Origin of the sequence: Methylobacterium sp. P1-11, assembly GCF_008329595.1 — a bacterium.
GTDB lineage: Bacteria > Pseudomonadota > Alphaproteobacteria > Rhizobiales > Beijerinckiaceae > Methylobacterium.
Map to the genome: position 1 here is coordinate 1 of NZ_NPKS01000035.1, position 25,913 is coordinate 25,913.

General features: G+C 70.3%; 23 protein-coding genes. 13 read left to right on the forward strand and 10 right to left on the reverse strand.

The window, feature by feature from the left end; genetic code table 11:
- On the reverse strand, nt 1–640 hold a 640-nt coding region (locus CIW48_RS26580), incomplete at its 3' end, for a transporter substrate-binding protein (RefSeq protein ID WP_149313438.1).
- A gap of 256 nt (nt 641–896) precedes the next feature.
- Here CIW48_RS26580 and CIW48_RS26585 point away from each other — a divergent pair.
- The 4 genes from CIW48_RS26585 (at nt 897) to CIW48_RS26600 (ending at nt 5,971) form a co-directional block, all read left to right on the forward strand.
- The gene (locus CIW48_RS26585) at nt 897–4,271 is read left to right on the forward strand and encodes an ATP-binding protein (RefSeq protein WP_149313439.1); all 3,375 of its coding nucleotides are present in this window, start codon (nt 897–899) and stop codon (nt 4,269–4,271) included.
- A complete protein-coding gene (locus CIW48_RS26590; RefSeq protein WP_173009412.1) occupies nt 4,264–5,181 on the forward strand; it encodes a DNA-binding response regulator in 918 nt (305 codons plus the stop codon). Before CIW48_RS26585 ends, CIW48_RS26590 begins: the two co-directional genes overlap by 8 nt.
- Before the next feature lie 116 nt (nt 5,182–5,297).
- Nucleotides 5,298–5,531: a hypothetical protein gene (locus CIW48_RS26595; RefSeq protein ID WP_246695430.1), complete on the forward strand. Its 234-nt coding sequence runs from the start codon at nt 5,298–5,300 to the stop codon at nt 5,529–5,531.
- Nucleotides 5,532–5,578: 47 nt separating this feature from the next.
- The gene (locus CIW48_RS26600; RefSeq protein WP_149313441.1) at nt 5,579–5,971 is read left to right on the forward strand and encodes a catalase; all 393 of its coding nucleotides are present in this window, start codon (nt 5,579–5,581) and stop codon (nt 5,969–5,971) included.
- 7 nt (nt 5,972–5,978) lie between these two features.
- On the opposite strand, the gene CIW48_RS26605 is transcribed toward CIW48_RS26600, so the two are convergent.
- Nucleotides 5,979–6,422: a DUF488 domain-containing protein gene (locus tag CIW48_RS26605; protein ID WP_149313442.1), complete on the reverse strand. Its 444-nt coding sequence runs from the start codon at nt 6,420–6,422 to the stop codon at nt 5,979–5,981.
- Between the two features lie 202 nt (nt 6,423–6,624).
- Here CIW48_RS26605 and CIW48_RS26610 point away from each other — a divergent pair, with 202 nt between their 5' ends.
- Together CIW48_RS26610 and CIW48_RS26615 are read left to right on the forward strand one after the other, a co-directional pair.
- Entirely contained in the window at nt 6,625–7,509 is an 885-nt protein-coding gene (locus tag CIW48_RS26610; protein ID WP_149313443.1) for a GH25 family lysozyme, read from the forward strand.
- A gap of 134 nt (nt 7,510–7,643) precedes the next feature.
- Nucleotides 7,644–8,423, forward strand: a complete 780-nt coding sequence (locus CIW48_RS26615) for a Crp/Fnr family transcriptional regulator (protein WP_149313444.1) — start codon at nt 7,644–7,646, stop codon at nt 8,421–8,423.
- Nucleotides 8,424–8,579: 156 nt separating this feature from the next.
- Here CIW48_RS26615 and CIW48_RS34280 read toward each other — a convergent pair whose 3' ends face one another.
- On the reverse strand, nt 8,580–8,744 hold the full coding sequence (locus tag CIW48_RS34280; protein WP_246695431.1) for a hypothetical protein: 165 nt from the start codon (nt 8,742–8,744) through the stop codon (nt 8,580–8,582).
- On the reverse strand, nt 8,744–9,127 hold the full coding sequence (locus tag CIW48_RS26625) for a VOC family protein (protein WP_091785741.1): 384 nt from the start codon (nt 9,125–9,127) through the stop codon (nt 8,744–8,746). The genes CIW48_RS34280 and CIW48_RS26625 overlap by 1 nt, the downstream gene beginning before the upstream one ends.
- Before the next feature lie 240 nt (nt 9,128–9,367).
- Here CIW48_RS26625 and CIW48_RS26630 point away from each other — a divergent pair, with 240 nt between their 5' ends.
- Nucleotides 9,368–10,294, forward strand: coding sequence for a J domain-containing protein (locus CIW48_RS26630; protein WP_149313445.1), 927 nt, complete (start codon nt 9,368–9,370; stop codon nt 10,292–10,294).
- 130 nt (nt 10,295–10,424) lie between these two features.
- Nucleotides 10,425–11,249: an enoyl-ACP reductase FabI gene (gene fabI / locus CIW48_RS26635; protein ID WP_149313446.1), complete on the forward strand. Its 825-nt coding sequence runs from the start codon at nt 10,425–10,427 to the stop codon at nt 11,247–11,249.
- 52 nt (nt 11,250–11,301) lie between these two features.
- Here fabI and CIW48_RS26640 read toward each other — a convergent pair whose 3' ends face one another.
- Both CIW48_RS26640 and CIW48_RS26645 read right to left on the reverse strand, forming a co-directional pair.
- Complete coding sequence (locus tag CIW48_RS26640; RefSeq protein WP_149313447.1) at nt 11,302–12,456, reverse strand: AAA family ATPase; 1,155 nt, start codon at nt 12,454–12,456, stop codon at nt 11,302–11,304.
- Between the two features lie 16 nt (nt 12,457–12,472).
- Complete coding sequence (locus tag CIW48_RS26645) at nt 12,473–13,465, reverse strand: polyphosphate kinase 2 family protein (protein WP_149313448.1); 993 nt, start codon at nt 13,463–13,465, stop codon at nt 12,473–12,475.
- 96 nt (nt 13,466–13,561) lie between these two features.
- Here CIW48_RS26645 and CIW48_RS26650 point away from each other — a divergent pair, with 96 nt between their 5' ends.
- The 3 genes from CIW48_RS26650 to CIW48_RS26660 all read left to right on the forward strand — a co-directional run bounded on the left by CIW48_RS26650 (nt 13,562) and on the right by CIW48_RS26660 (nt 19,945).
- Nucleotides 13,562–14,149 carry a histidine phosphatase family protein gene (locus CIW48_RS26650; protein ID WP_149313449.1) on the forward strand — a complete coding sequence of 196 codons (588 nt, stop codon included), beginning with the start codon at nt 13,562–13,564 and terminating at the stop codon, nt 14,147–14,149.
- 111 nt (nt 14,150–14,260) lie between these two features.
- The gene (locus CIW48_RS26655; RefSeq protein WP_149313450.1) at nt 14,261–18,331 is read left to right on the forward strand and encodes a Pls/PosA family non-ribosomal peptide synthetase; all 4,071 of its coding nucleotides are present in this window, start codon (nt 14,261–14,263) and stop codon (nt 18,329–18,331) included.
- A gap of 459 nt (nt 18,332–18,790) precedes the next feature.
- The gene (locus CIW48_RS26660; RefSeq protein WP_149313451.1) at nt 18,791–19,945 is read left to right on the forward strand and encodes a GGDEF domain-containing protein; all 1,155 of its coding nucleotides are present in this window, start codon (nt 18,791–18,793) and stop codon (nt 19,943–19,945) included.
- Nucleotides 19,946–19,961: 16 nt separating this feature from the next.
- Here CIW48_RS26660 and CIW48_RS26665 read toward each other — a convergent pair whose 3' ends face one another.
- Nucleotides 19,962–21,437 (reverse strand): PAS domain-containing methyl-accepting chemotaxis protein, encoded by a 1,476-nt coding sequence (locus tag CIW48_RS26665; protein ID WP_149313452.1) that lies wholly within the window; start codon nt 21,435–21,437, stop codon nt 19,962–19,964.
- 370 nt (nt 21,438–21,807) lie between these two features.
- Here CIW48_RS26665 and CIW48_RS26670 point away from each other — a divergent pair, with 370 nt between their 5' ends.
- Nucleotides 21,808–22,014 (forward strand): SlyX family protein, encoded by a 207-nt coding sequence (locus CIW48_RS26670; protein WP_149313453.1) that lies wholly within the window; start codon nt 21,808–21,810, stop codon nt 22,012–22,014.
- A gap of 44 nt (nt 22,015–22,058) precedes the next feature.
- Here CIW48_RS26670 and CIW48_RS26675 read toward each other — a convergent pair whose 3' ends face one another.
- On the reverse strand, nt 22,059–23,492 hold the full coding sequence (locus CIW48_RS26675; protein ID WP_149313454.1) for an NAD-dependent succinate-semialdehyde dehydrogenase: 1,434 nt from the start codon (nt 23,490–23,492) through the stop codon (nt 22,059–22,061).
- A 101-nt stretch (nt 23,493–23,593) separates the two neighbouring features.
- Nucleotides 23,594–24,379, reverse strand: a complete 786-nt coding sequence (locus CIW48_RS26680) for a class II glutamine amidotransferase (protein ID WP_149313455.1) — start codon at nt 24,377–24,379, stop codon at nt 23,594–23,596.
- Nucleotides 24,380–24,699: 320 nt separating this feature from the next.
- On the opposite strand from CIW48_RS26680, the gene CIW48_RS26685 reads away from it, so the two are divergent.
- Entirely contained in the window at nt 24,700–25,092 is a 393-nt protein-coding gene (locus tag CIW48_RS26685; RefSeq protein WP_012322423.1) for a response regulator, read from the forward strand.
- A 444-nt stretch (nt 25,093–25,536) separates the two neighbouring features.
- Here the strand turns inward: CIW48_RS26685 and rpsU are convergent, their stop codons facing one another.
- Nucleotides 25,537–25,872: a 30S ribosomal protein S21 gene (gene rpsU, locus CIW48_RS26690; protein WP_149313456.1), complete on the reverse strand. Its 336-nt coding sequence runs from the start codon at nt 25,870–25,872 to the stop codon at nt 25,537–25,539.
- Nucleotides 25,873–25,913: the final 41 nt, after the last annotated feature.

Genomic DNA, 25,913 nt, shown 5'->3' on the forward strand with positions numbered 1-25,913 from the left:
TGCGGGCGATCTTGTTGGAGGTGCGCGGCCAGATGTAGTCGGAGCCGATGAAGTAGAAGCTGTCGCCGCCCTTCTCCTTGTGGACCCAGTCGAGGCCGGCGAGGATCTGCTGCGTGGCCTCCTGGCCGGTGTAGAAGACGTTCTTCGACTGCTCCAGGCCCTCGTAGAAGGTCGGGTAGTACAGGAGGCCGTTGTACTGCTCGAAGACCGGCAGCACCGCCTTGCGGGACGCCGAGGTCCAGCAGCCCATCACGGCGGCGCAATGGTCGTTGACGAGGAGCTTCTTGGCCTTCTCGGCGAAGGTCGGCCAATCGGAGGCGCCGTCCTCCTGGATGATCTTGATCTTGCGGCCGAGCACGCCGCCGGCATCGTTGATCTGCTGGATCGCGAGCTTCTCGGCTTCCTGGGCGCCCGTCTCGGAGATCGCCATCGTGCCGGTGATCGAGTGCAGGATGCCGACCGTCACCTCGCTGTCGGTCACCGCGAGGCCCGTCGTGTTCACGGCCGAGGTCGCCGGTGCGGCCCAGGCCGTCCGCGGCATCAGCGCCAGCGCCGGGGCGCCGGCCAACCCCATGAGCAGCCTGCGCCGCAGCGGGGAGCGCAAGCCGCGATCGGCGCCAGTGTCGGTGTCGTCTGCCATGTGCCTGACCCTGTTCGCGTCCGGGCCTTGAGAGGCGGCCCGGATCGACGCGTGCAGGCTAGGTCCTGGGTTGCGCTGCGGCCTATACGCGATTTTGCGTATGGCCGTGCTCTTGCATGCGGTGCACCATCGCGGTGGAATACTTTGAGGTTCTGGTGACCGGCAGCGCGAACATGGTGAGCACCGCTCGGGTGCTTGGTGTTTCGCGCGCGCGCGTGCCCGCGGATCGCGAGCCGATTGCCGGGATCGGGGCCCGATGAGCGGGCCGCAGCGCATCATCCCCATCCGGCGGGACTACAACCGCTTCGTCGCCGACGAGACGCTGGAAGATTACGCCCTCCGCTTCACCGCCAAGAAGGCGCGCCGCTGGTCCAGCTTCGAGGTGGCGCAGACCGCCCTCGGGTCGATCTCGTTCCTGGCCCTGGAGGCGATCGGCGGGACCCTGGCGCTGACGGCGGGCTTCCCCAACACCGTGGCGGCCGTCCTGGTCGTCGGCCTGATCATCTTCGCCACCGCGGCCCCGATCACGGTCTATGCCGCGCGGTACGGGGTCGACATGGATCTCCTGACCCGCGGTGCCGGCTTCGGCTATCTCGGCTCGACCGTCACGTCCCTCATCTACGCGAGCTTCACGTTCCTGTTCTTCGCCATCGAGGCGGCGATCATGGCGCTGGCGCTGCAACTCTGCTTCGGGCTGCCGCTCGGCATCGGTTACCTGCTCTGCGCCGGTGCGGTGATTCCCCTTGTGGTCTACGGGATTCGGCTGATCAGCCGCTTCCAGATCTGGACGCAGCCGCTCTGGATCGCCTTGAGCCTGCTGCCGCTGTTCTTCGTGGCGGCGCAGGGTGCGGGGTCGCTGCGCGCGCTGGCGGGCTTCCCGGGCCTCGACGGCGGCGGTGCCGGCTTCGACCTCGCCCGGTTCGGGCTGGCCACCGGCGTCCTGCTGGCGCTGCTGGCCCAGGTCGGCGAGCAGGTCGACTTCCTGCGGTTCGTGCCGGAGCCGTCAGGGCCGCGGGATCGCCTCTGGTGGCTGGCGGTCCTGTCGGGGGGCGCCGGCTGGATCCTGCCCGGGATGCTGAAGATCCTGCTCGGCGCCGCCCTCGCGGTCCTGGCGCTGGGCCACGGCGTCCCGCCCGATCACGCCGCCGAGCCGACCCGCATGTATGCGGTCGCCTTCGGCTACCTGACGGGGGAGGGGAGCCGGGCGGCTTTGCTGCTCACAGGGCTGTTCGTCCTCGTGTCGCAGCTGAAGATCAACCTCACCAACGCCTATGCCGGCTCGATCGCGTGGTCGAACTTCTTCTCGCGGCTGACCCACAGCCATCCGGGGCGGGTGGTCTGGCTGGTGTTCAACGTCGCCATCGCGGTGCTCCTGATGGAGCTCGGGATCGACAAGACCATCGAGAGCACCCTGCCGCTCTACGCCGCGGTGGTCTCGGCCTGGGTCGGGGCCCTCGCCGCGGACCTCGCAGTCAACAAGCCGCTCGGCCTCTCGCCGCCGGGCATCGAGTTCAAGCGCGCCCATCTCTACGCCGTGAACCCGGTGGGGACCGGCGCGATGGCGCTGGCGCTCGCGGCCGGCGGCGCGGCCTATCTCGGCTGGCTCGGACCGATCGTGCAGCCCTTCGCGCCCCTGCTCACCCTCGCCATCGCGTTCTGCGCGGCCCCGGCAATCGCCTGGGCCACCGCCGGGCGCTGGTATCTCGCCCGGGTTCCGAAGCAGGATTGGGGCGCGGCCGAGGTGGTCTGCCGGGTCTGCGAATTGCCTTTCGAGGGCGAGGACATGGCCCATTGTCCGGCCTACGACGCCCCGATCTGCTCGCTCTGCTGCTCGCTGGACGCCCGGTGCGGCGACCTGTGCAAGCCCCACGGCCGGCTTGAGGTGCAGGCGCAGGCCGCCGTCGCCCGGCTCCTGCCGGGCCGTACCGCCGCCTGGATCGGTGCGCCGCTCGGCCGCTACCTCGCGGTGATGCTGACGCTCTGCGCGGTGATCGGCCTGATTCTCAGGATCGTGCATGCCGGCGCGACAATCGGGCATCCGGAGCACCGCGAGTTTTTGCGCACCGCGCTGACCAGCGTGTTCTTCACGCTGGTGGTGATCCTCGGCGTGGTGGCGTGGCTGTTCGTCCTCGCCCAGGAGAGCCGCCGCGTGGCCCAGGCCGAGACGATGCGCCAGACGGCGCTCTACGAGGCCGAGATCGCGGCCCATAAGATCACGGACGCCAAGCTGCAGGAGGCCAAGGAGCGGGCCGAGGCTGCCAACCAGGCCAAGAGCCGCTACGTGGTGGGCATCAGCCACGAATTGCGCACGCCGCTCTCCACCGTGTTGGGCTATGCGCAGCTCCTCGAAGCCGATCCCGCGATCCCCGCGCACCGCCTCAATGCGATCCGGGTGATCCGGCGCAGCGCCCAGCACCTGTCCGGCCTGATCGACGGGCTCCTCGACATCTCGCGCATGGAGGCCGGGCGCCTCCAGATCCACCGCGACGAGGTGCGGCTGACCGACTTCCTCGACCAGCTGGTGGACATGGTGCGGCTCCAGGCCCGGGAGGCCGGACTGGAGTTCCGGTTCTCACGCCCCGAGATCCTGCCCGCGGTGGTCGCCGCCGACGAGAAGCGCCTGCGCCAGGTGCTGCTCAACCTGCTGTCGAACGCCATCAAGTTCACGGAAGCCGGCACCGTCTCGCTGGACCTGAGCTACCGGAGCCAGATCGCGGTCTTCACGATCCGCGACACCGGTCCCGGCATCCCGGAGGCGGATCTCGCGCGGATCTTCGAGCCCTTCGAGCGCGGCTCGACCCCGGCCGCCCGCAGCACGCCGGGGACGGGGCTGGGGCTCACCATCGCCAACCTGCTGGCGCAGCTCCTCGGCGGTGAGATTACCGTCGCGGCCGCTCCCGGCGGGGGGACGCAGGCGCGGCTGCGGCTGATGCTGGCCTCCGTGGCGCAGCCCGCGCCGATCGTCCTGCCCGCGCCGCCGGCGGCGCCGGACCGCGCCTATGCGGGCGCGCGCCGCGCCGTTCTGGTGGCCGACGACGACAGCGCCCACCGGGCCCTGATGCGGGCGATCCTCGAGCCGCAGGGCATCTCCGTCCTGGAGGCCGGTTCGGGGCCTGAGTGCCTCGCGATGGTCGCGCAGGGCGGCGTCGACCTGATCCTGCTCGACATCGCGATGCCCGGGATGAGCGGCTGGGCGGCGGCCGCGGCGCTGCGACAGGCCGGACATACCGGCCCGATCGCCATGATGTCGGCCAATGTCCACGAGATCAGCCCGATCCGCGGCGACGATGCTCCTCACGACGCGATCTTCGCCAAGCCCTTCGATCTGCGCGACGTGATGGAGCGGATCGGCAAGCTGCTGCACCTCGAATGGACCGAGAGCCCGCCGCCGGCCCGGGCCGAGCCCGTCCGGGCGGCCGCCGACCTGCCGGGGCCCGGGCCCGAGCACATCGGCGAACTCCTGCGCCTCGGCCGGATCGGGCATATCCGGGCCATCGAGGCCAAGCTGACCCAGATGGAGGAGGACGCGTCCGTGCCGCCCGCTTTCGTCGCCCGGATGCGGGGGCTCGTCGAAGGATACGATCTGCGCCGCTATCTCTCGGTTCTGCAGGGGCTCGCCCGCCATGGCTGAGGCGCCGATTGTCCAGCCGCACCGGGACATCGTCCTGGTGGTCGACGATTCACCCGACACGCTGAGCTTCCTCACCGAGGCGATCGAGCGCTCCGGCGCCACCGTGCTGGTCGCGGTCGGCGGCGACCTCGCCCTCGCCCTGGTGGACGAGATCACCCCCGACGTGATCCTGCTCGACGCGGTGATGCCCGGCCTCGACGGATTCGAGACCTGCCGGCGGCTCAAGGCCAAGCCGCAGCTCGCCGGCGTGCCGGTGATCTTCATGACCGGGCTCAGCGAGACCGAACACATCGTGAAGGGCCTGTCCGCCGGCGGGATCGACTACGTCACCAAGCCCATCGCCCCCGACGAGATCCTGGCCCGGATTCGCGTCCACCTGGCCAGCGCGCGCGCCGCGCAGAGCGCCCGCGCCGCCCTCGACACGGCCGGGCGCACCCTGTTCGCCGTCGCGGAGGATGGCTCCGTGCTGTGGTCGACGCCCCAGGCCGGGCGGCTGCTGGCCGGGCTCTGCGATGATGCGTCCGGCGCGCGCGAACTGCCCGCCCGGGCCCGCGACTGGCTCCGTGGCTGCCTGTCCGGCGCCGCACAGCCGCTGACCCTGACCGACCGCGACGGCGCCGCCTATGCCCTTAGCTTCATCGGCCGCACCCCGGACGAGATCCTCCTGCGCCTGTCGCGCGACGCGCTTGCGGCGGGCGTCGAGCGGCTCCGGGCGCGCCTGCCGGTCACCGGACGCGAGGCGGAGGTGCTCCTCTGGCTGTCCCGGGGCAAGTCGAGCCGCGACATCGGCGAGATCCTGGGGCTCAGCCACCGGACCGTGACCAAGCACCTCGAGGGCATCTACGCCAAGCTCGGCGTGGAGAACCGCACCGCCGCCTCGATCATCGCGGCGCGGCATCTGCAGGACTGAGCCGGGCCGAAGATCCCCATCTTGTCCACAGGCGCCGCGGCCGGGCGAAACGCCTTGGTAAGCGCCGGCGCCCCACGGTCCCGGCTCAGACCGACAATCCGGGTCCGGATGCGATGATGACCAGCCAGCAGCTCGCCGACGAACTGAAGCGGATCGCCACCACGCAGGTCAGCGACATCACCCGGGCGGTGAAGGAAGGCCAGAAGTCGATCGCGCTCAACGAGGTGCGCGACATGGCGCGGCGCCTCGGCCTGCTCGCGGACGCCTTCGATCCGAAATCCGCGGCCGAGAAGCCCGAGCCCGGCGCCGAATCCCGCGACGAGCCCGTCGACGACGCCCAGGCCGCCTGACACCCGTCTCCGGCGGCGCCCCGCCGGTCCCCTCCCAGGAGCGCTCCATGGTCCGCGCCCATTTCACCATCCGCCTCGGCAACGCCTCGCTCCCGGCCTCGGCGGCCCAGTGGGTCGAGGACGTCGAGGCCGCCCGCGCCACCGCGCGCACGATCGTGCAGGGCCTGATGCGCCAGCACGGCGGCGATCCGCGGCTCATGGAGGCGGCCATGGTGATCACCGACGATGACGGCGCCACGCTCCTGGAGATGTCCTTCTTCGACGCGCTGTACCTGCCCGTCGAGCCGGTCTCGGATGCCGATCGCCGCCGGCCGCGCGCGCCGCGCAAGACCGCCCCGCTGGGGCTGACCGCCGCCTTCGGCCCGGTCCGGCGCCTCGCGGGCGCGCTCGGCATGCGCGCGCCCTTCGGCATGCGCGCGCCCTCCCTGTCGGGCCGCTGAAGCCCGATCAGCCGTAGAGATCGCTGACCACGAAGCCCCGCGGCGCGAGGCGTTCGGCCAGCACGCGCCGGTGGCAGCCGGCGGGATCCCGCTCGAAGCAGAGCAGGCAGATCGGCGCCGACCCGGCCAGCGCCGCGAGGTCGTCGAGCGCCGCGATCCCGGCGGCGGTGTCCAGCACCTCCTCGCAGTAGATCCGCCGCATCAGTGCCGCGTCCCCGGCCCGCGCCGCCTGCCGGCCGGATTTCGGCGTCCCGAGGCTGCGCAGATGCGCGTAGCCGAGACCGGCCTCGCGCAGGGAAGTTCCGAGCGCGCCCTTCGAGAAGCCGCGCTTGCGCGAATTCGCCACCGCCCGGACATCGGCCAGCACCGCGACCCCGGCCGAGCGCAGGACACCGACCAGGCGCTCCGAATCGAGGCCTTCGTAGCCTATGGTAAAGAGTTGCTTACTCACGGTGGCCCGTCCGGACTCGTGTTGCGGGACCGCGACTTAGCCGGATGCCGGCCTGTGAACCAGCCGGGGACGGACGTCGTATGTCGCGGGGATGCAACGCGTCCCGGAATTCCGCCGCAATGATCGCAAAGCTCCGTTAACCGCGCCGGGGCCATCGAATACGCCTGTCTGTGGCGCATCTTCGGTGGCGGGCTAAACACTGATGTCGCGGATCTACACGCTTTCGCGTTCGCCGATCGAAGACCTCGTTCGGGGCCTGACCGGTCGCCTGAAGCCGGCCCGGCGCCTCGCCGGGCGGTTCGCCGCCGCCGCGATCCTGGCCGGACTCGCGGCCTGCGCGTCGAACAACGACTTCTATCCCACGAAGGGCGACGCCAAGCCGCATCCGGGGGTGGCCAAGGCCAAGCTCCACCCGATCCAGGGCATCGACATCTCGAAGTGGCAGGGCAATGTCGACTGGGCCTCGGTCCGGGCCGCCGGCACCCAGTTCGCCTTCATCAAGGCCACCGAGGGCGGCGACCACGTCGACGAGCGCTTCCGGACCAACTGGGACGGCGCGGCGCGGGCCGGCGTTCCGCGCGGGGCCTACCATTTCGTGTTCTGGTGCCGCTCCGCCCGGGAGCAGATGGACTGGTTCAAGAAGAACGTCCCGAACGATCCCAGCGCCCTCCCGCCGGTCCTCGACGTCGAGTGGAACGGCCACTCGCAGACCTGCCCGAAGAAGCTGCCCAAGGCCCAGGCGCTGGCGATGGTCACCGAGATGCTGGAGGAGATGGAGCGCTACACCGGCAAGCGCCCGATCATCTACACCGACATCACCTTCCACAAGGACGTGCTGGAGGGCGAACTCCCCGATTACCCGCACTGGCTGCGCTCCACCGCGGCCGAGCCGGAGCAGCGCTTCGTCAACCGCAAGTGGATGCTGTGGCAGTTCACCTCCACGGGCCGGGTTCCGGGCGTGCGCGGTGACGTCGACCGCAACGCCTTTTACGGGACCCCGTCGGACTGGGCCTCGTTCCTGACGACCGACTGCGATCCGCGCGAGCACAAGCGGCTTTCGGAACAGGGTCTCTGCACCGACAAGTAGATGAACGGGTTCGGCGAAACCTAGGTTAGTTCAGGGGCGCAGAGCGCGCGGTATGGCAGGAGGCCCGCTCTTCGGCGGGTGAACCTCGAGAGGATCCTGACGGGAAACTCTCCTCCCGCACCTCTCCGCCCCCTATGCCGATCGAAACTGCCGCCTCCACCGGCAATCTGCTCCTCGACGCGCTGTCGGATTCGGATCGTGCGCTGATCGCGCCCCATCTGGAGCCGCTGACCTTCGTCAAGGGAGACACGGTGCTCGTTGCGGGCTCCGCGGCGAGTTACGTGCTCTTCCCCCGCGAGCACGCCGTCGTGGCGCTGGTGGTCGCCACACGGGACGGCCGGATGGCTGAGACCGCGAGCGTCGGCCATGACGGGGCGGTCGGCGGCCTGATCGGCCGGGGTCGGTTGCCGCCGGCGGTCAGCGGGCTCGTGCAGGTCGGCGGACCGGTCCTGCGCCTCGAAGCCGAGCGGCTGCGGCAGGCCGAAGGCCAGTCGGACACGCTGCGCGACCTCTTCGCGCGCTACGCCGATTGTTTCCTGGCCCAGCTGATCCAGATCGCGGCCTGCAATGCCCTGCATCCGATCGAGCAGCGCTGCCTCCGCTGGCTGTTGTCGCTGCAGGATCGGACGGGCGTCGATACCCTTCCGATCACCCACGAGGTCCTGGCCTCGATGCTCGGCGTCCAGCGTACCTACCTCACCCGGATCCTGCGGGTGCTGCAGGAGCAGGGGCTCATCCGGGTGGGCCGGGGGCGCATCACCATCCTCGACCGCCGCGCCGTCTCGGCCGCCGCCTGCGAGTGCCATGCCCGCGTCCAGCTCCATTGCGAGGCGGTGCTCGGCGCGGTCTACGGCGCCGATCGGCATGCCCGGATCCGGCCGGTCGAGGCCGTCGGGACATCCGCCTCGGCCTGACGGCCCGGCGCGGCGCCGCGTTGCCGGTCGGCCTCCGGCGCCTTCGCGGAGCTCCTGTCGAGCAGGATGTACGGGATGCCGGTCTGCGCCTTGCACCCTGTCGGCCAGCGACGCGGAGGTGGGCCCCGGGCTGCCTGGATCGGCGGTCAGGTCGGGCTAGGCGGTCAGCACCGCCGCGAGCACTCGCTCGACCCGGCCGAAGAGCGCGGCCGTGCGGCCGGCCGCATCCGTGAACGGATGCGCTGCTGCCTCGCAGGACGCAACCAGCGGCAGTATCGGCGCCGCAGCCGTGGAGGCGCGGCGGCCGGCCCTCGGCCGCATCAGACCGACTTCCGCTCCAGAATCTCGATCAGCGCGCCGTCGGGGCCCTCCACGAAGGCGATCCGCAGGCCGGGACCGCGCTCGGTGATGCCGGTCCGCACCGTCACGCCTCGGGCGGTGAGATCGTGCATCGCGGCCTCGATATCGGCGACGCGCAGCCCGACATGTTCGATCCCGAGGCAGGGCGTGGCGGATGCGGGCGCGGTCTCCGCCGGGGCCTGTTCGATGAAGACGGCGAGACCGCCGAGGTCGAGCACGACACGCTGAACCGGATCCGCGCCGACGCGCTTCACCTCCCGCGCTCCGAAGGTCTCGACGTAGAAGGATGCAGCCGAGACGGCGTCGCGGCTGCGCAGGTGGAGGTGGTCGCAGGCGTAGTGCATCGGCTCTCCGGCTTCGGGTGATTCCAGTGAACTCGGCCCCGGGCCCGAGCGCACCGAAGGCGCCGTTGCGCGCCGCATCCGACGATAGGGCCCGCCTGCCGCCGCGGCGAGGGTGGCGGCTTGACGTTCGGCGCGAACCCGCAGACTTTCGCCGCCAGGACCGTTGCAGGGATGCAACATCCATCCCACATCCCGGTGGCGACGCGACATCGCAGAGCCAACCGCACAGCCAAGAGATCCATGCGCAATCCCTACGACGTGCTGGGCGTGGCCAAGGGGGCGAGCGAGGCCGAGATCAAGAAGGCCTATCGCAAGCTCGCCAAGGACTTCCACCCCGACCGAAACAAGAACGACGTGAAGGCCAAGGACCGTTTCGCCGAGGCGAACTCGGCCTACGAAATCCTGGGCGACGCCGAGAAGCGCAAGCAGTTCGACCGCGGCGAGATCGACGCCGAGGGCAAGCCGCGCGCGACCGGTTTCGAAGGGTTCGGCGGCTTCGGCGGCGGACGCGGTGGCAATTTCGACTTCGAGAACATGGCCCGCGCCCAACGCGGCGGCGGCATGGGCGGAGGTATGGGCGAGGACATCTTCTCGCACATCTTCGGCGAGGCCTTCCGCGCCGGCGGGGCCGGCCCGGGCGGCCAGCGCCAGGCGGCCAAGGGCGACGACGTTGCCGCGGAACTGGCGGTGACCCTGGAGCAGGTCGCCAGCGAGGAGAAGCTGCGCCTCGCTTTGCCCACCGGCCGGGAGGTCGACGTGGTGATTCCCCGCGGCGTGATCGACGGCCAGACCATCCGGTTGCGCGGCCTCGGCCAGAGCGGCGGCATGCGGGGTGAGCCGGGCGATGCCCTCCTCACGATCCGGATCCGGCCGCATCCGCGGTTCACCATCGAGGGTGCCGATCTGCGCACCACCGTCGACGTTCCCCTCGAGGATGCCGTGCTCGGCGGCACGATCCGCGTGCCGACCCTTACCGGCGCCGTCGAGATGAAGATCCCCGCGATGACGAGTTCCGGCCGGACCTTCCGCCTGCGCGGCAAGGGCCTGCCGAAGAAGGACGGCACCCGCGGCGACCTGTTCGCCACCACGGCGATCGTCCTGCCGGAGGGCGAGGATGCGGCCCTGACGGACTTCGCTCAGGGTCGACGGGCCACGAAGGCGGCCTGACGCCCCTTCGACCACGCCGCCGGCGCCGCCTCGATGGCGCTCGGTGGCGCCCCGGACTTCCGTCGCCGGGCTGCCTCCGCTAAGGAGGCCCCCCGACCCCGAGAGGGGTCGCGCGGCTTCGGGATCGATCATGGCGGAACACGGGCAGGGCCTTCTGGCGGGCAAGCGGGGCATCGTCCTCGGGGTCGCCAACAACCGCTCGATCGCCTGGGGCATCGCCCGCAGCGCCCGCGCCCACGGGGCGGAACTGGCTTTCACCTATCAGGGCGACGCTCTGCGCAAGCGCGTCGAGCCCCTGGCCAAGGAACTCGACGCCCACGTCATCGGGCATTGCGACGTTACCGAGTCGGCGACGATCGACGCGGTCTTCGCGGAGGCCGCGAAGGTCTTCCCCGAGGGCATCGACTTCGTCGTCCACTGCGTCGCCTTCTCCGACAAGGACGAGCTGACCGGCCGCTACATCGAGACCTCCGAGGACAACTTCACCAAGTCGCTCCTGGTCTCGTGCTACTCGTTCACCGCCGTGGCCCAGCGCGCCGAGAAGATCATGCGCCCCGGTGGCTCCCTCGTGACGCTGACCTATTACGGCGCCGAGAAGTGGATGCCGCACTACAACGTCATGGGCGTGGCCAAGGCGGCGCTCGAGGCGTCGGTGCGCTACCTCGCGGCCGATCTCGGCCCGAAGAACATCCGGGTCAATGCGATCTCGGCCGGCCCGATCAAGACGCTCGCCGCCTCCGGGATCGGCGATTTCCGCTACATCCTGAAGTGGAACGAGTACAACGCGCCCCTGCGGCGGACCGTGACCATCGGGGAGGTCGGCGAGACCGCGTCCTACCTCGTCTCCGACATGGCGGCCGGCATGACCGGCGAGATCCTCCATGTGGATGCCGGCTACCACGTCGTCGGCATGAAGAATCCCGACGCGCCGGACCTTACCCTCGACAAGGATTGAGTCGCGCGGCCGCGTCGCTGCGCGCGGCGCGAACGACCCGGGCGGCCCGGGCTCAATCCTCGTCCGCCTCGGCGAATTCCCCCGAGAGCTTGAGCCCGTCGATCCAGGTCTCGCCGTCGCGCTTGATGACGATCCGCGGCCGGACGCTCCCGTGCTCCGCGATTCCCGCCGCCAGCCGCTCCGAATGCGTGACGAGCCAGACCTGCGTGCGCTGCGCCGCCCGGGCGATCAGCCGCGCCAGCGGGTCCATGAGATCGGGATGGAGGCTGGTCTCGGGCTCGTTCAACGCGATGAACGGCGGCAGCCGGTAGCCGAGCAGGGCACCGGCCAGGGCGAGGTAGCGCAGGGTGCCGTCCGACAGTTCCGGCGGATCGAAGATCCGGGCAGGGAAGTCGGGGAATCGCAGGCCGAAGCTGGCGTGACGGCTGGGTCTCGGGATCACGAGCCCGGCGCCCGGGAAGGCTCCGTCGACGGCGTCGTCGATCTCGGCCGTGTCCTGCCGGATATGCGCCAGGGTGGCGAAGACGGCGGCCAGGTCCGAGCCGTCGGAGGCGAGGGTCGGCGTCGTCACCGCGAGGCAGGGCCGGCGCAGGGGCGACTCGGCATCCGTCCGGAAATCATGGTGGAAGCGCCACCCCGCCAGGGCGAGGCGGACGAGGGCGATCTCGGGATGCCCCGTGGCGTCGAGGAGGCTGCCCAGCGCGGTCTCGGTCGGCAGCAGGTCGTGGCCGAGGGAGCGCTTGCGGCCGGCATCGTCGCGGACGAAGCCGGTGCGCCGGTCGCGGTCGAGGATCACCGCCGTGCGGCCTCGGGTGCGGACCGTCAGGCGCTCGGTCTTGACCTGTGGCTCCAGCAGGAAGGCGGCCCCGACGGTCTTGCCCCCGCTTTGCTCCACCAGCCCGATCTCCACCGCATAGACGAAGTCCTGCGCGGTGGCGTCGTGGCGCAGGGTAGCCGACAGGCAGATCCGGGCGGTCTCACCCTGCCGGCGGCGGCCGGCCCAGAGGGCCGAATCCATGCCGCCCTCCGCGGCCAGGTCGCGCGTGAGCGTGCCCCGGGCCGCCGCTTGCAGCAATTCGAGCGACCGGTAGAGGTTGGTCTTCCCCGTGCCGTTGCCCCCGACGAAGACCGACAACGGATCCACCGGGACGCTGATCCGCCGCAGCGACCGGTAGCCCGAGACCGCGATCTCCCGAACCACCAGCATCGCGTGCTCCCCTGCCTCAGTCGGGCACCGTCAGATCCGCGATGCCTTTGGCGGCCTCGGGGAATCGCGGGTCCATGGCTTCGAGCGTATCCGCCACGGTCCGGGCAATCACGTAGTTGCGGAACCACTTGTGGTTGGCCGGCACCACCAGCCACGGCGCATGGGGCGTCGAGCACCGGCCGAGGGCGTCCGCGAAGGCCTGCTGATAGGAATCCCAGGATTTCCGCTCGACCAGATCGGCCGGATCGAATTTCCAGTGCTTCTCCGGGTCGGCGATCCGGGCCTCCAGGCGCTTCTTCTGCTCCGCCTTCGAGATGTGCAGGAAGAACTTGACGACCGTCGTGCCGGATTCCGTGAGCAGACGCTCGAAGTCGTTGATCCGGCCGTAGCGGCTCTGCCAGACCGCGTCCGGCACGAGGCCCTTCACCCGCACCACGAGCACGTCCTCGTAGTGGCTGCGGTTGAAGACCCCGATCAGGCCGCGCCCCGGCACCCGGGCGTGGTAGCGCCACAGGAAGTCGTGATCGAGCTCCTCGCTCGAGGGCACCTTGAACGAGGCCACCGTGCAGCCCTGCGGGTTCACGCCCTTGAGGACCGAGCGGATCGTGCCGTCCTTGCCGCCGGTATCGATGGCCTGGAAGACGAGAAGCAGGCTGCGGGCGCGCTCGGCGTAGAGGCGTTCCTGGAGCGCGACGATGCGCTCGCGCTCCGTGGCGAGGGCGTCCTTCGCCCAGTCCTTGTCGAGGCCGCCGTCATCGTCGGGATCCACCGTTCCGAGGTCGAAGGCGGCGCCCGGCGCCACGGTCACGATGCCCGGCGCGGCGCGGATCGGGACCGGCCTGTGATGGCCCAGAGCCGACGGGGTGGACAGGGCCAGCGTGTCGACGCTGTCGGCCCAGCGGGCCGTGGACGGGCGGTGATCCACCGTGGGACCATGCAGATCGGCCTCACCTGTCATGCCGTCACCGCGTTTGTGGCCGCGATGATGCTTGCCGTGCTTCTTGGACATGGGGCAGGACCTGGTTCCGGATATAGCCGACCGACGGCGAGAACGGCCGGCGATCCAGGCCGTTCCGGATGCCTGCGCAGGACGGGGTTGAGACGGTTGGGTACGATCTACTTCATCCGGCACGGCCAGACAGCCTGGAACGCCGAGGGACGCCTTCAGGGTGGCCGCGACACCGATCTCAACAGCCACGGCGAGACACAGGCGGCCGCCGTCGCGGAGCGGCTCGCCGCCGCGGCCGGCCCGACCCTGGTGGAGGCCGATTTCGTCGCGAGCCCGCTCAAGCGCACCCGGCGAACCATGGAGATCCTGCGGGGCGCCCTCGGCCTGACCCCGGACGGCTACCGGATCGATCCCCGGCTGCGGGAGATCGGCTTCGGCAGCTGGGAAGGCTCCACCTGGGCTGAGATCCGCCGCCGCGACCCGGCCGGGGCGGCCGGCCGCGACCGGGATCGCTGGCATTACCGGCCGCCCGGCCAGGGCGGCGAGAGCTACGCCGCCCTGGTCGAGCGCGTCGGCCCGATGATCGCGAGCCTGGACAGGGACACGGTCGTCGTCGCCCATGGCGGCGTCGCGCGGGCGGCCCTGGTGGCCCTCGGCCATCTCGACATCTACGCCGCGCCCCGCCTCGGCATCCGCCAGGGCGAGGTGCTGATCCTCGAGCCCGGTGGCTGGCGCTGGGCTTGATCCCGTGCGCCGGCGCAGTGCAAAGCCGCCTCGATAACGGCATGATCGGCAGGCTATAGGGCGGCGGCCACGGTAGGCGCCGGCCCGAGCGGGCGGCCAGCGGAGCAGCGGATGAGCGACGTCGCCGAGAAGACCCGGCCCGGCCCGACGGCCGGGGAGCGCGCGCCGCGCGGGGATGCGGCGGCGATCCTGCGCGGCGACCACCGGCCGGACCTGATCCGCGACGAAGTCCTGGCCGAGATCTTCCTGCATTCGGCCGCTTCCCGGCCCGACCATCCCTGCCTCGTCGACGGCGCGCGCGTGGCGGCCGGGGGCGTCCACCCGCACCTGACCTACGCGGAGGTCGCCGCCCGGGCCGGCCGGATCGCCGCCGGCCTCGCCCATCGCGGCATCGGGCCCGGCGACGTCGTCGGCCTGTGGATGGCCCGGGGCCCGGACCTCCTCGTGGCGCAGATCGGCATCACGATGTCGGGGGCGGCCTGGCTGCCCTTCGACGCCGAGGCGCCGGCCGACCGGGTCGGGGTCTGCCTCACGGATGCGAATGCCAAGGCGCTGCTGGTCTCCCCGGCGCTCGTCCCGACCGCGCCCGATGCGGCGCCCGCCCTGACGCCGTCGGATCTCGATGCCGGGACGCCGGCCGGCGCGCCGGTGCCGGACCCGCGCGCGGCCGGGCTGACGCCCGAGCATCCCGCCTACCTGATCTACACCTCGGGCTCGACCGGTGTGCCCAAGGGCATCGTCATCAGCCACGCCAATATCTGCCACTTCCTGCGGTCCGGGAACGCGCTCTACGGGATGCGCGCCGACGACGTGGTCTTCCAGGGCGCCTCGGTGGCCTTCGACCTCTCGATGGAGGAGATCTGGGTCCCCTACCTCGTGGGCGCGACCCTGTTCGTGGCGAGCCCGGCCATGATGGGCGACCTGGAATCGCTGCCGGGCATCCTCGAGGCCGAGCGGATCACGGTGCTCGACACCGTGCCGACGCTGCTCGCGATGATCACCGGCGACCTCCCGCGGGTCCGCCTCGTCCTGCTCGGCGGCGAGGCGCTGCCCGAGCCGCTCATCGCCCGCTGGGCGACGGGCGGTCGCCAGCTGTTCAACACCTACGGGCCCACGGAGGCCACCGTGGTGGCGACCGCGGCCGAGATGCGGCCCGGCGAGCCGGTGACCATCGGCGGCCCGATCCCGAACTACTCCGTCTACGTCGCCGGCGAGGACCTCGCCCTGCTCGGCCGCGACCAGCAGGGCGAGCTGCTGATCGGCGGTCCCGGCGTGGCGCGGGGCTACCTCGCCCGTCCGGAGCTGACGGCAGAGAAGTTCATCGCCAATCCGTTCGCCTCGGACGGGACCGATCCGGTTCTCTACCGCTCGGGCGACGCGGTCTCCCTCGACGCCGTCGGCCGGATCGTGTTCCACGGCCGGATCGACGACCAGGTGAAGATCCGCGGCTTCCGCGTGGAGCTCGGCGAGATCGAGTCGCGGATCCGGGCGGTGCCCGACATCAACCAGGCCGCCGTCGTGCTCCGGAACGACGACGGCGTCGACCGCCTCGTCGCCTTCCTGATCCCGGAGCGCGGTCGCGCCATCGATGCCGCCGCCCTGCGCCGGACGCTCGCCGGGCAGATGCCGCCCTACATGGTGCCCGGCCATTTCGAGGTGGCCGAGACGCTCCCCCGGCTGGCCTCGGGCAAGGTCGACCGCAAGGCGCTGAAGATCGCCCCGCTCACGGTGGTCGCCGCCGACGGCGAGCAGGAGCCGCCCGCCAACGAGACCGAGGCGGCCCTCGTCGCCGCCGCCAAGCAGATCTTCGGCAACCAGCCGATCGCCCTCGAGGGCGACTTCTTCGCCGATCTCGGCGGCCACTCCCTGCTGGCCGCCCGCTTCGTCTCGGCGGTGCGCGAGAACCCGCCGCTCGCCGGCATCACGCTGCCGGACGTCTACACCCTGCGCACCATGCGGGCGATGGCCGATGCGCTGATCGCCCGCACCGGCGGGATGGGCGCCGGGGCCGCGACCCGCGACCTGAGCTTCGCGCCGCCGCCGCTGCTGCGCCGGGCTTTGTGCGGCCTCGGGCAGCTCGTGGCGCTGCCCTTCGTGATCGCGCTGGCCACCGCGCAGTGGCTCGGCATGTTCGTGACCTACCTGCTGCTCACGGGCGGCGGCCTCAGCTTCTTTGCCGAACTCGGTGTGCTGCTCCTCGTCTACGTGGCGATCAACGGCGTGACCGCGGTGGCGGCGGTGGCCGGCAAGTGGCTGATCCTCGGCCGGACCAGACCGGGCCGGTATCCGCTCTGGGGCGCCTATTATTATCGCTGGTGGCTCGCGCAGCGGCTGGCGCCCCTTGTCCACGTGAAATGGCTCCAGGGCTCGCCGGCCATCGCCATCTACCTGCGGCTCATGGGCGCCAGGGTCGGCCGCGACACCCTGATCTCCGACATCGAGATCGGCGCACCCGACCTCCTGACCATCGGGGACGGCGCCTCCCTGGGCGGCCGCCTCGTCATCGCCAATGCCGAGATCGTCGGCAACGAGCTGGTCATCGGCACGGTCGAGATCGGCGCGGACGCGGCGGTCGGGACCTCCTGCGTGATCAGCCACGACGCGGTGATCGGGCCGCAGGCGGAGATCGCCGACCTCACCACGATCCCCACGGGTACGCGCGTGGGCGCGGCCGAGCGCTGGGACGGTTCACCCGGTCGCAAGGTCGGGATGGCCGATCCGTCGGACCTGCCCGCGCCCGCCGAGGCCTCCTTCGCGCGCCGCACGGCCTTCATGGCGGCCTATATCGTGCTGCTCGGCGCGATCCCCGCGGTGGGCCTGCTGCCGATCTTCCCGGCGTTCTTCATCTTCGATCAGATCTCGGATTCGCTCTCCGACATCACCGATATCGACTACCACTGGTACCTGCCGATCCTCACTTGGCCGACCGCCATGCTGATGACCGCCGGCACGGTGCTGCTGATCGCCGGCATCCGCTGGATCGTGCTGCCGCGGACGCGCTCCGGCACCTACTCGGTCCACTCGCTGTTCTATCTGCGGAAGTGGTCGCTGGCGCTCGCCGTCGAGGTCACCCTGGAGACGCTCTCGTCGCTGTTCGCGACCGTCTACATGCGGGCCTGGTACCGGCTGATGGGCGCCGATATGGGCCACGGCGCCGAGATCTCGACCAACCTCGCCGGGCGCTACGACCTCGCCGAGGTCGGCGCGAAGAACTTCGTCGCCGACGAGGTGGTGTATGGCGAGGAGGAGATCCGGCGCGGCTGGATGCATCTGGAGCCGACCCGGACCGGGGCGCGGGTCTTCGTCGGCAACGACGCCGTGGTGCCGCCGGGCGCCGTCATCCCCGACGACGTGCTGATCGGCATCAAGTCGAAGCCGCCCGAGAACGTCGCCATGAGCCCCGGCGAGACGTGGTTCGGCTCGCCGCCGATCCGGCTGCCCGCGCGGCAGAAGGTCGATCTCGGATCGACCGCCCAGACCTACGAGCCCGGCGCCTGGCCGAAGATCCGCCGCGGCGTGTTCGAGGCCTTCGCGACCTCGTTCTCGCCGATGCTCTACATCACCCTCGCGATCACCGTGATCGACTGGTACTTCTACCCTGCCATCCTGGAGAAGGACTGGACGGGACTGGCCATCAGCTTCATCACGGCGAGCGTCGCCATCGCGCTGATCCAATCCTCGGCCGTCATCGCCATGAAGTGGCTGCTGATGGGCGTCTACAAGCCCGGCATGCAGCCGATGTGGTCCTGGTGGGCGATGCGAACCGAGGCGATCGCGGTCGCCTATTGGGGGCTCGCCGGCAAGGTGTTGCTCGAACACCTTCAGGGCACGCCGTTCCTCCCCTGGGTGCTCCGGCTGTTCGGCGTGAAGGTCGGCAAGGGCGTGTGCATGCTCACCACCGACATCACCGAGTTCGACTGTGTCACCATCGGCGATTACGCCACGATCAACCGGGTCTCGGCGCTGCAGACGCACCTCTACGAGGACCGGATCATGAAGATCGGCCGCGTCGTCGTCGGCCGTGGCGTCTCGGTGGGGGCGTTTTCGACGGTGCTGTACGACACCAAGGTCGGCGATTTCGCCCGGCTGCGCCCGCTCACCATCGTCATGAAGGGCGAGTCGATCCCCGCCAATACCGAGTGGGAAGGTGCGCCCGCGGTCCCGGTGATTCACCACGCCTGACGGTACGACGGGTCATCGCGTTTCGAGCTGCGGCCCGTCCCTACGGCGACGCGCCGCAGAGCCCCGAGCCAGAGACACCGACGCGTCGCGGTCCGGCACACCGGGCGGTTCTCGGTTCAGGGCCCGTCCTGGCCGCCGAAGGACAGCCCGGATCAATCGTCTTAAAGGGCGGACGTGCAGATGGCTTGGCTCATTCGTGAGGTTCCAAGCCCATGCAGGGGCTTCACCCTGCCGAGATCATCCCCGCAGTCTCTCTCTGAACAGGACCGGAAGTGCATCTCGTCCCTCGGGCGAATATGGAAGTGTACTAGCGCTTCGGCAGCGTAGAGGCTTTCTAAGCAGGCTTATTGTGGCTCCCATCCAAATATAGTGGTATAGGCATAAATCCCGAATCGTCGTTCGGTCGCGCTGCGGCGATGGGACGGCGCCAGCGTCCAGGTCGAGGATTGACAGTCGTCCGTGCAGCTTGATCCCGCCACTCTGCTGGTCGTCAGCGCGGCGACGACCTTCCTGGTCGGCACGCTGTTCATGGCCTCTTGGCGGCAGGCGCCCGACTCCCCGGTGCTTGCCTACTGGGGCGCGGCCCATCTCTTGGGCGCGGTCGGATCGACCGGCCTCGCGTTGCGCAACCAGATCCCCGACCTGGTCTCGGTGGCGCTCGCCAACGCCGTCGTGCTGGCCGCCTACGGCCTGATCTGGAGCGGTGTCCGCTCCTTCGAGCACCGCGAGCCGCGAGCGGGCGTTGCGATGGCCGGCGCGCTCGGATGGTGCGTCCTATGCCTGATCCCGGCCTTCAACGGCTCGATCGAGGCTCGCATCGTCTACGCCTCGGCGGTGGCGGCGCTGTATTGCGGCGGCGCGACCGCGGAGATCTGGCGCGGCCGCGCCGAGCGGCTCGCCTCCCGGTTCGCGGCCGCCACCATCCTGGCGCTGCACGGCGCCTTCTATCTCGTGCGGATCCCCGCGACGCTTCTGGCGCCGCCGCAGCCGGGTCTCAGCCCGCTCGCCTCGCCCTGGGTGGCGATCCTGTGCTTCATCACCCTGATGTTCTCGATCGCCTCCGCCTTCACCTTCATGGCGCTGGTCAAGGAACGGGCCGAGCGCGAGCAGCGCATCGCCGCGTCCACCGACGCGCTGACCGGTGTGCGCAACCGCCGGGCCTTCGCCACAGCCGCCGAGGACGCGATGCGCGCGCACCGCGACGCGGCCCTGCTGCTGTTCGACCTCGATCGCTTCAAGGCCGTCAACGACCGCTACGGTCACGGGGTCGGCGACGCGGTTCTGGTCGGCTTCTGTGCCATGGCGACGACCCTGCTGCCCCGGGAGGCCTTGCTGGGCCGCATGGGCGGCGAGGAATTCGCCTGCCTGCTTCCCGGCGTCTCGCCCGCGGAGGCCCTGGCTCGGGCCGAGGAGCTGCGTCAGACCTTCGCGCAGCTCAAGGTCCCTGAACTTCCGGCACTGCGCGTGAGCGTCAGCATCGGGATCGCGCAGGCTCGCCCCGGAATCGCGTTCGAGGCGTTGATGCAGCGGGCCGACGCCGCGCTCTATGCCGCCAAGAATGGTGGGCGCGACCGGATCTCCGTAGCGGATCCGGCCGCGATCCGCGCTGCCTGAGGCGCTGCCGGACCGCTCACGCGAGGGCGCGCGCCGCCTCCGAAACCTTGCGCACGGAGGCATCGACGAGCCCCGCCGAGGAGGCGATCTCCGCCATGGCGGTGTGGACGGCCGCGACACTCTGCGCGGCGGCTTGCATGTTCTCGGTCATGTCGCGGGTCACCGCCGCCTGCTCGGTCACGGCCGACGAGACGCTGAGCGAGATCGCGCTGAGCTGCTCGATCGTGGCGCCGATCCCGTCGATCGCCGCGACGGCCCGGGAGGTCTCGGCCTGCACGGCGGCGATCTGCGTGCCGATCTCGCCGGTGGCCTTGGCGGTCTGCTCGGCGAGCGCCTTCACCTCGGCCGCGACCACCGCGAACCCCTTGCCGGCCGCGCCGGCCCGGGCGGCCTCGATGGTGGCGTTGAGCGCGAGGAGGTTCGTCTGGTCTGCGATGGAGCGGATCAGGCTCACCGCCGCCCCGATCCGGTCCGCGGCGCCGGTCAACCCGACGACGATCGCGCCGGCTTCCTCTGCGCGGGTGACGACGAGGTCCACGGAGGATTTCGCCTGCAGGGCGTGGCGGCTCAGCTCCTCGATGGAGGACGCGAACTCCTCGGAACCGGCGGCGACCGCCTCGACGTTCCGCGCGGTCTGGCTGGACGTCTCGGCGGTGTCGTCGGCCTGCCGGACGACCCGGCTCATCGACTCGCGGATTGCCGCGATATCGCTGTCGATGGCGCGCTGGCCCTCGGTCCGGCGCTGTCGATCCTCGACCTGCCGCGTCACATCGGTGGCGAACTTCACGACGGCGCAGGGCTTGCCGTCGGCGTCGAGGATCGGGTTGTAGGCGCCGAAGATCCAGACCGTGCGGCCGCCCTTGCCGATCCGCCGGAACTCGCCGGCCTGATACTCGCCCTTGCCGAGCGCGGCCCAGAATGCCGCGTATTCCGCGCCGGCCGCCTCGGCCGGCGGCAGGAACATCCGGTGATGCCGACCGCGGACCTCCTCAAGGGTGTACCCCATCGTGGCCAGGAAATTCGCGTTGGCGTCCGTGATCGTCCCGTCGAGGTCGAAGCAGATCACCGCCTGCGAGCGGTCGAGAGCCGCGATCTGACCCGCATGCTGCGCGTTGCGTGCGCGCTCCTCGGTGATGTCGGTGGCGAGCTTGACCACCTTGGTCGGCCGGCCGCGCCGGTCGAGGATCGGGTTGTACGATCCCTGGATCCAGACGATCCGGCCGGATTTCGTGACGCGGCGGAAGGCGCGGGCCTCGTGCTGGCCGGCGCGCAGCCGGTCCCAGAAGGCGGTGTAATCCTGGCCCGCGCGGTCGGCCTCCGGAACGAAAACCCGGTGATGCTGGCCGCGCACCTCTTCGAGCGTGTAGCCGACGAGGTCGAGGAACAGCGCGTTCGCGTCGGTGACGGTGCCGTCGAGATCGAACTCGACCCGCGCCATCGTCCGGTCGATCGCCGCGACCAGAGCGTCATCGCGTGAACCAAACACCGCCATCGGGAATCGTGCTCGCCTGAACTGTAATGTGCCGGCAACTCTCGTGTAATTGGCTTAAAAATCTGTAAATCGCGTGCGGACGCCATGACTCGCATTGTCAAAGGCAATGGCACAAATCCGCGACTTCGGTCAATAAAATTGATGATCGCAATCGTGTATAGTTATCGGCAAGTTTATTTGAATATCTACTAGGGGGAAGAGCAATATTGTGATCTCGAATTATGTCCTTGACGCTTGCCGTCGGGTTCCTGCCTGACACCGCCCCGCCGTTGCTCGACGGGCGGCCTGCGCTAGGAGGGGAGCGAGCACCGGCGGACCGGCCCCATTGCAGAGGGAAGGCTTTCGGAACGGCACTGACTGGAGGTTGCACATGGACGAAGCCACGCGGATCGATCGCCTGGAGATGCGTCTGACCGAGCAGGATGCAGTGATCGAGGATCTGAACCGCACCGTCACCGATCAGTGGCGGGTGATCGACCGCCTGACGCGGCAACTCAACATGCTGCGCGAGCAGGTGGAGGAGGCTGCCGCCCGGGGAGCACCGCGGGGGCCGGAGCCGCCGCCGCCGCATTACTGAGAGGCGGAGACCGGTGCGCCGCATGCGGCGCACCGGCCGGCGCATCAGAAATTCGCCTGGGTGACGAACTTGGTAACCAGGTAGGCGTCGAGGGCCTCCGGGCCGCCCTCGCTGCCGTAGCCGGAATCCTTCACGCCGCCGAACGGCGTCTCCGGCAGGGCGAGGCCGTGGTGATTGATGGAGATCATGCCGCTCTCGACCGCGTTCGACACCCGCGCCGCCCGCTCGGCCGAACGGGTGTAGGCGTAGGCCGCGAGCCCGTAGGGAAGGCGGTTGGCCTCGGTGAGGGCCTCCTCGTCGTCGGAGAACCGGTTGATCGCCGCCACGGGACCGAAGGGCTCCTCGTTCATGATCCGGGCGGTCAGCGGCACCTCGGTGAAGACCGTCGGCTCGAAGAAGTTGCCCTGATTGCCGATGCGCTTGCCGCCGGTGCGCAGCGTCGCGCCGCTGGACTCGGCCTCCGCCGCCAGCGCCGTGACGGCGTCGAGGCGCCGCGCGTGAACCAGCGGTCCCATCTTCGTCTCGGGATCGAGGCCGTCGCCGACCTTCACCGACTTGGCGAAGTTGGTGAAGCCTTCGACGAAGCGGTCGAAGACCGAGTCGTGCACCAGGAAGCGGGTTGGCGAGACGCAGACCTGGCCGGCGTTGCGGAACTTCGAGGGGGCGAGGACGGCCACCGCCTTCTCCACGTCCGCGTCGCCGAACACGATCGCGGGAGCGTGGCCGCCGAGTTCCATCGTGGCGCGCTTCATGTGCTCGCCCGCGAGCGCGGCGAGCTTCTTGCCGACCACGGTCGACCCGGTGAACGAGATCTTCCGGATGACCGGGTGGGCGATCAGGTAGGCCGAGATGGCCTCCGGATTGCCGTAGACCAGGGAGAGCGCGTCGCCTGGGATGCCGGCATCCAGAAAGGCGCGGACCAGGGCGGCGCAGCTCGCCGGCGTGTCCTCGGGACCTTTCAGGATCACTGTGCAGCCGGTGCAGAGCGCCGCCGAGATCTTGCGGACCGCCTGGTTGATCGGGAAGTTCCAGGGGGTGAAGCAGGCCACAGGTCCCACCGGTTCGCGCACCACCGCCTGCAGCACGCCGTCGGCGCGGGCCGGGATGACGCGGCCGTAGGCGCGCTTACCCTCTTCGGCGAACCAGTCGACGATGTCGGCCGCCGCGAGGGTCTCGACCCGCGATTCGGCCAGCGGCTTGCCCTGTTCCAGGGTCATGATCCGGGCGATCTCGTCGACCCGGGCGCGCAGCAGGTCGGCCGCCTTGCGCATCACCTTGGCGCGCTCGAAGGGGGCGACCCTGCGCCAGGCCGGGAAGGCGCGGGCGGCCGCTGCGAGGGCCTCGTCGAGATCCGCCGTGGTGGCGACCGCGCACTGGCCGATCGTCTCGCCCGTGGCGGGGTTCAGGACCCCCAGGGTGTCCCGGTCGGCACCCGCGCGCCAGCGCCCGGCGATGTGAAGCTCGGTATCCGGATACATCGGTCGATTCCCGCCCGGCCGCACCATCGGCCGCAGGCGGAATGTGGCGATGTGGCGCGCCCCGGCAATCCCCGCGGCGGCATGGCTGCCGCCGACTGTATTCAGGCGGCGGCGCGGGCGGGCTCCGGCGCCTCCACGAGGGTCGCGGTCCCGTGGCGGGCGCGCAGGGTCGCGCCCTTCGGGACCACCCGCCACCCCTCGCGGCAGCCGTCGATCGGCTCCGACACCACCACGATGCCGCCCGGCCCTTCGCGGTAATACAGGCTCGGCGGCCGGCCGTCGCAGGCCCAGCGATAGGCGGTTAGCGTCTCGCCGTCCGTGAGCAGGGCGGTGAAGCGCAGCGGTTCGCAGACATTCGCCGCCTCCATCAGTTCGCGGACGGTCTTCAGCGTCCGCGCCATCGCGCCGACGGGATCCGCCTCCAGGCCGTTGGCGAGCGCCAGGAGGAAGAGCGCCTCCGAGTCCGTGCTGCCGCGGCGATGGTCGTAGTAGGAATCTGGGATCAGCGCCTCGAGGCGCCGCTTGATCCGGTGGTATCCGCCAATCTGGCCGTTGTGCATGAACAGGTGGCGGCCATGCACGAAGGGGTGGCAGTTGGCCCGGGCGGTGGCCGTCCCGGTCGAAGCGCGCACGTGCGCGAAGAACGTCCGCGCCCGCACCTGCCCGCAGAGGTTCACCAGGTTCTCGTCCGACCAGGCCGGGGAGATGTCGCGATAGACACCCGGCTCGGGCCGCTCGGCGTACCAGCCGATGCCGAAACCGTCGCCGTTGGTCTCAGTCTTCCCCTCGTCGGCGTGCAGCGACTGGTGCACCAGCGAGTGGGTCGGCGCGCAGACGAGGTCGGAGAGGAAGACCGGCTCACCGCTGTAGGCGAGGAAACGGCACATGTCGGACGATGATCCTTCAGCTCTGGGCCGCGTTCGATCCGGTGAGACGCCTCCCGCGGGTGGAGACGTTCCGCCACAGGACGTTAACAGTCGGTCCACTCCGGTGAACAGTTTCTTAACCGCCCGGAAACTGCGCCATTTTCGTGCGTTCCGCATGAAAATGGTGCCGCCTGTCCGCAGGGCAGGCATTCGCCCCCGGAGCGACGCGACTCTTGTGAGCCGCCTCATGAAGGGTCAGCATGGCCGAATCGGGGAATCAGAAGTTCGCCGTACAGGCGGCCGCCCGACGCGGGGCAAGACACCGGCAGCAGGAGACTTTTATGGATCGCGCAACGCCCGATAGTTCCGCCCCCGTGGCGCTCGTCGTGGAGGACGACGCGGCTGTGCGCGACCTCGCGACGGCGGTGCTGGAGGAGACCGACCTTGGCGTGATCGCCTGCGAAAGCGCGGAGGCGGCCCTCTCGGTGCTGGAGCGCGCGGACGTGACGGTGGCGCTGCTCTTCGCCGACGTGCGCCTACCCGGCGCTATGGACGGCGTGTCGCTCGCGCAAGCGGTGAAGCGGCGCTGGCCGGACGTCCGCGTGGTCGTCACCTCCGGCGCGAGCCGGGACGCGCGGCTCCCCGATCAGGCGGTCTACATGCAGAAGCCCTGGCGGGCCCTCGACGTGCTGGTCCAGGCCGAGCACGCGACCATGGCCGCCAAGGCGGCGTGAATTGGCGGCCTGAGCGCGCGCCGGCCGAAGCCCTTCACGTCATCGCGAGCGCGGCGACCCGATTCGGCGCCGCATCACCGAATGCGGCTTCGACTTGAGCGCCTCGAGCTGTTCCCGCTCGTGTTACAGCCGTTTGGAAGAACGACTCCGGTCAAGACAGACGCGCCATGCCCCTCTTCCGTGCGCGAGAGGTCTGGCGTGAGGGATCGGGTCTTTCCGGAGAGGTCGCATCCCTCACTCTGTCCCTCTCCCGCACGGGAGAGGGGACCCGTGCCCTGTGCGGCACGGGCTACGCGATCGCCCCCGTCCCAATCCAATCGGAAACGAGGCGAGTCGCGCACGGCTCACGTTACCGGGCGTCTCCGTCCGGCCTCGTTGCAACCCGAAAAGAAAGCCCGGCCTGCGCGCGCAGGCCGGGCTTTCTCATAAACGGAGCGGTGTCGCTCAGGCGGCGGGAGCCGGGCTGACCGGGGTCTGGCCGGCGGCGTTGCCACCCTGGCCCTGCGCGGTGGACGGCGACGGGAAGCCGGGACGACGGCCACCGGCGGGGAAGCGGGGCTTCGGCTTCGGCGCGGCGATCAAGCCCTCGCGGATCGCGGTCTTGCGGGCCTGCTTGCGGGCGCGGCGGACGGCCTCGGCCTTCTCGCGAGCCTTGCGCACGGACGGCTTCTCATAAGCCTTGCGCTGCTTCATCTCGCGGAAGATGCCCTCGCGCTGCATCTTCTTCTTGAGGACGCGGAGCGCTTGATCGACGTTGTTGTCGCGAACGAGTACCTGCAACGGACTTGATCCTCTGGACCTGAAGTTCTGGGTTCACGCGG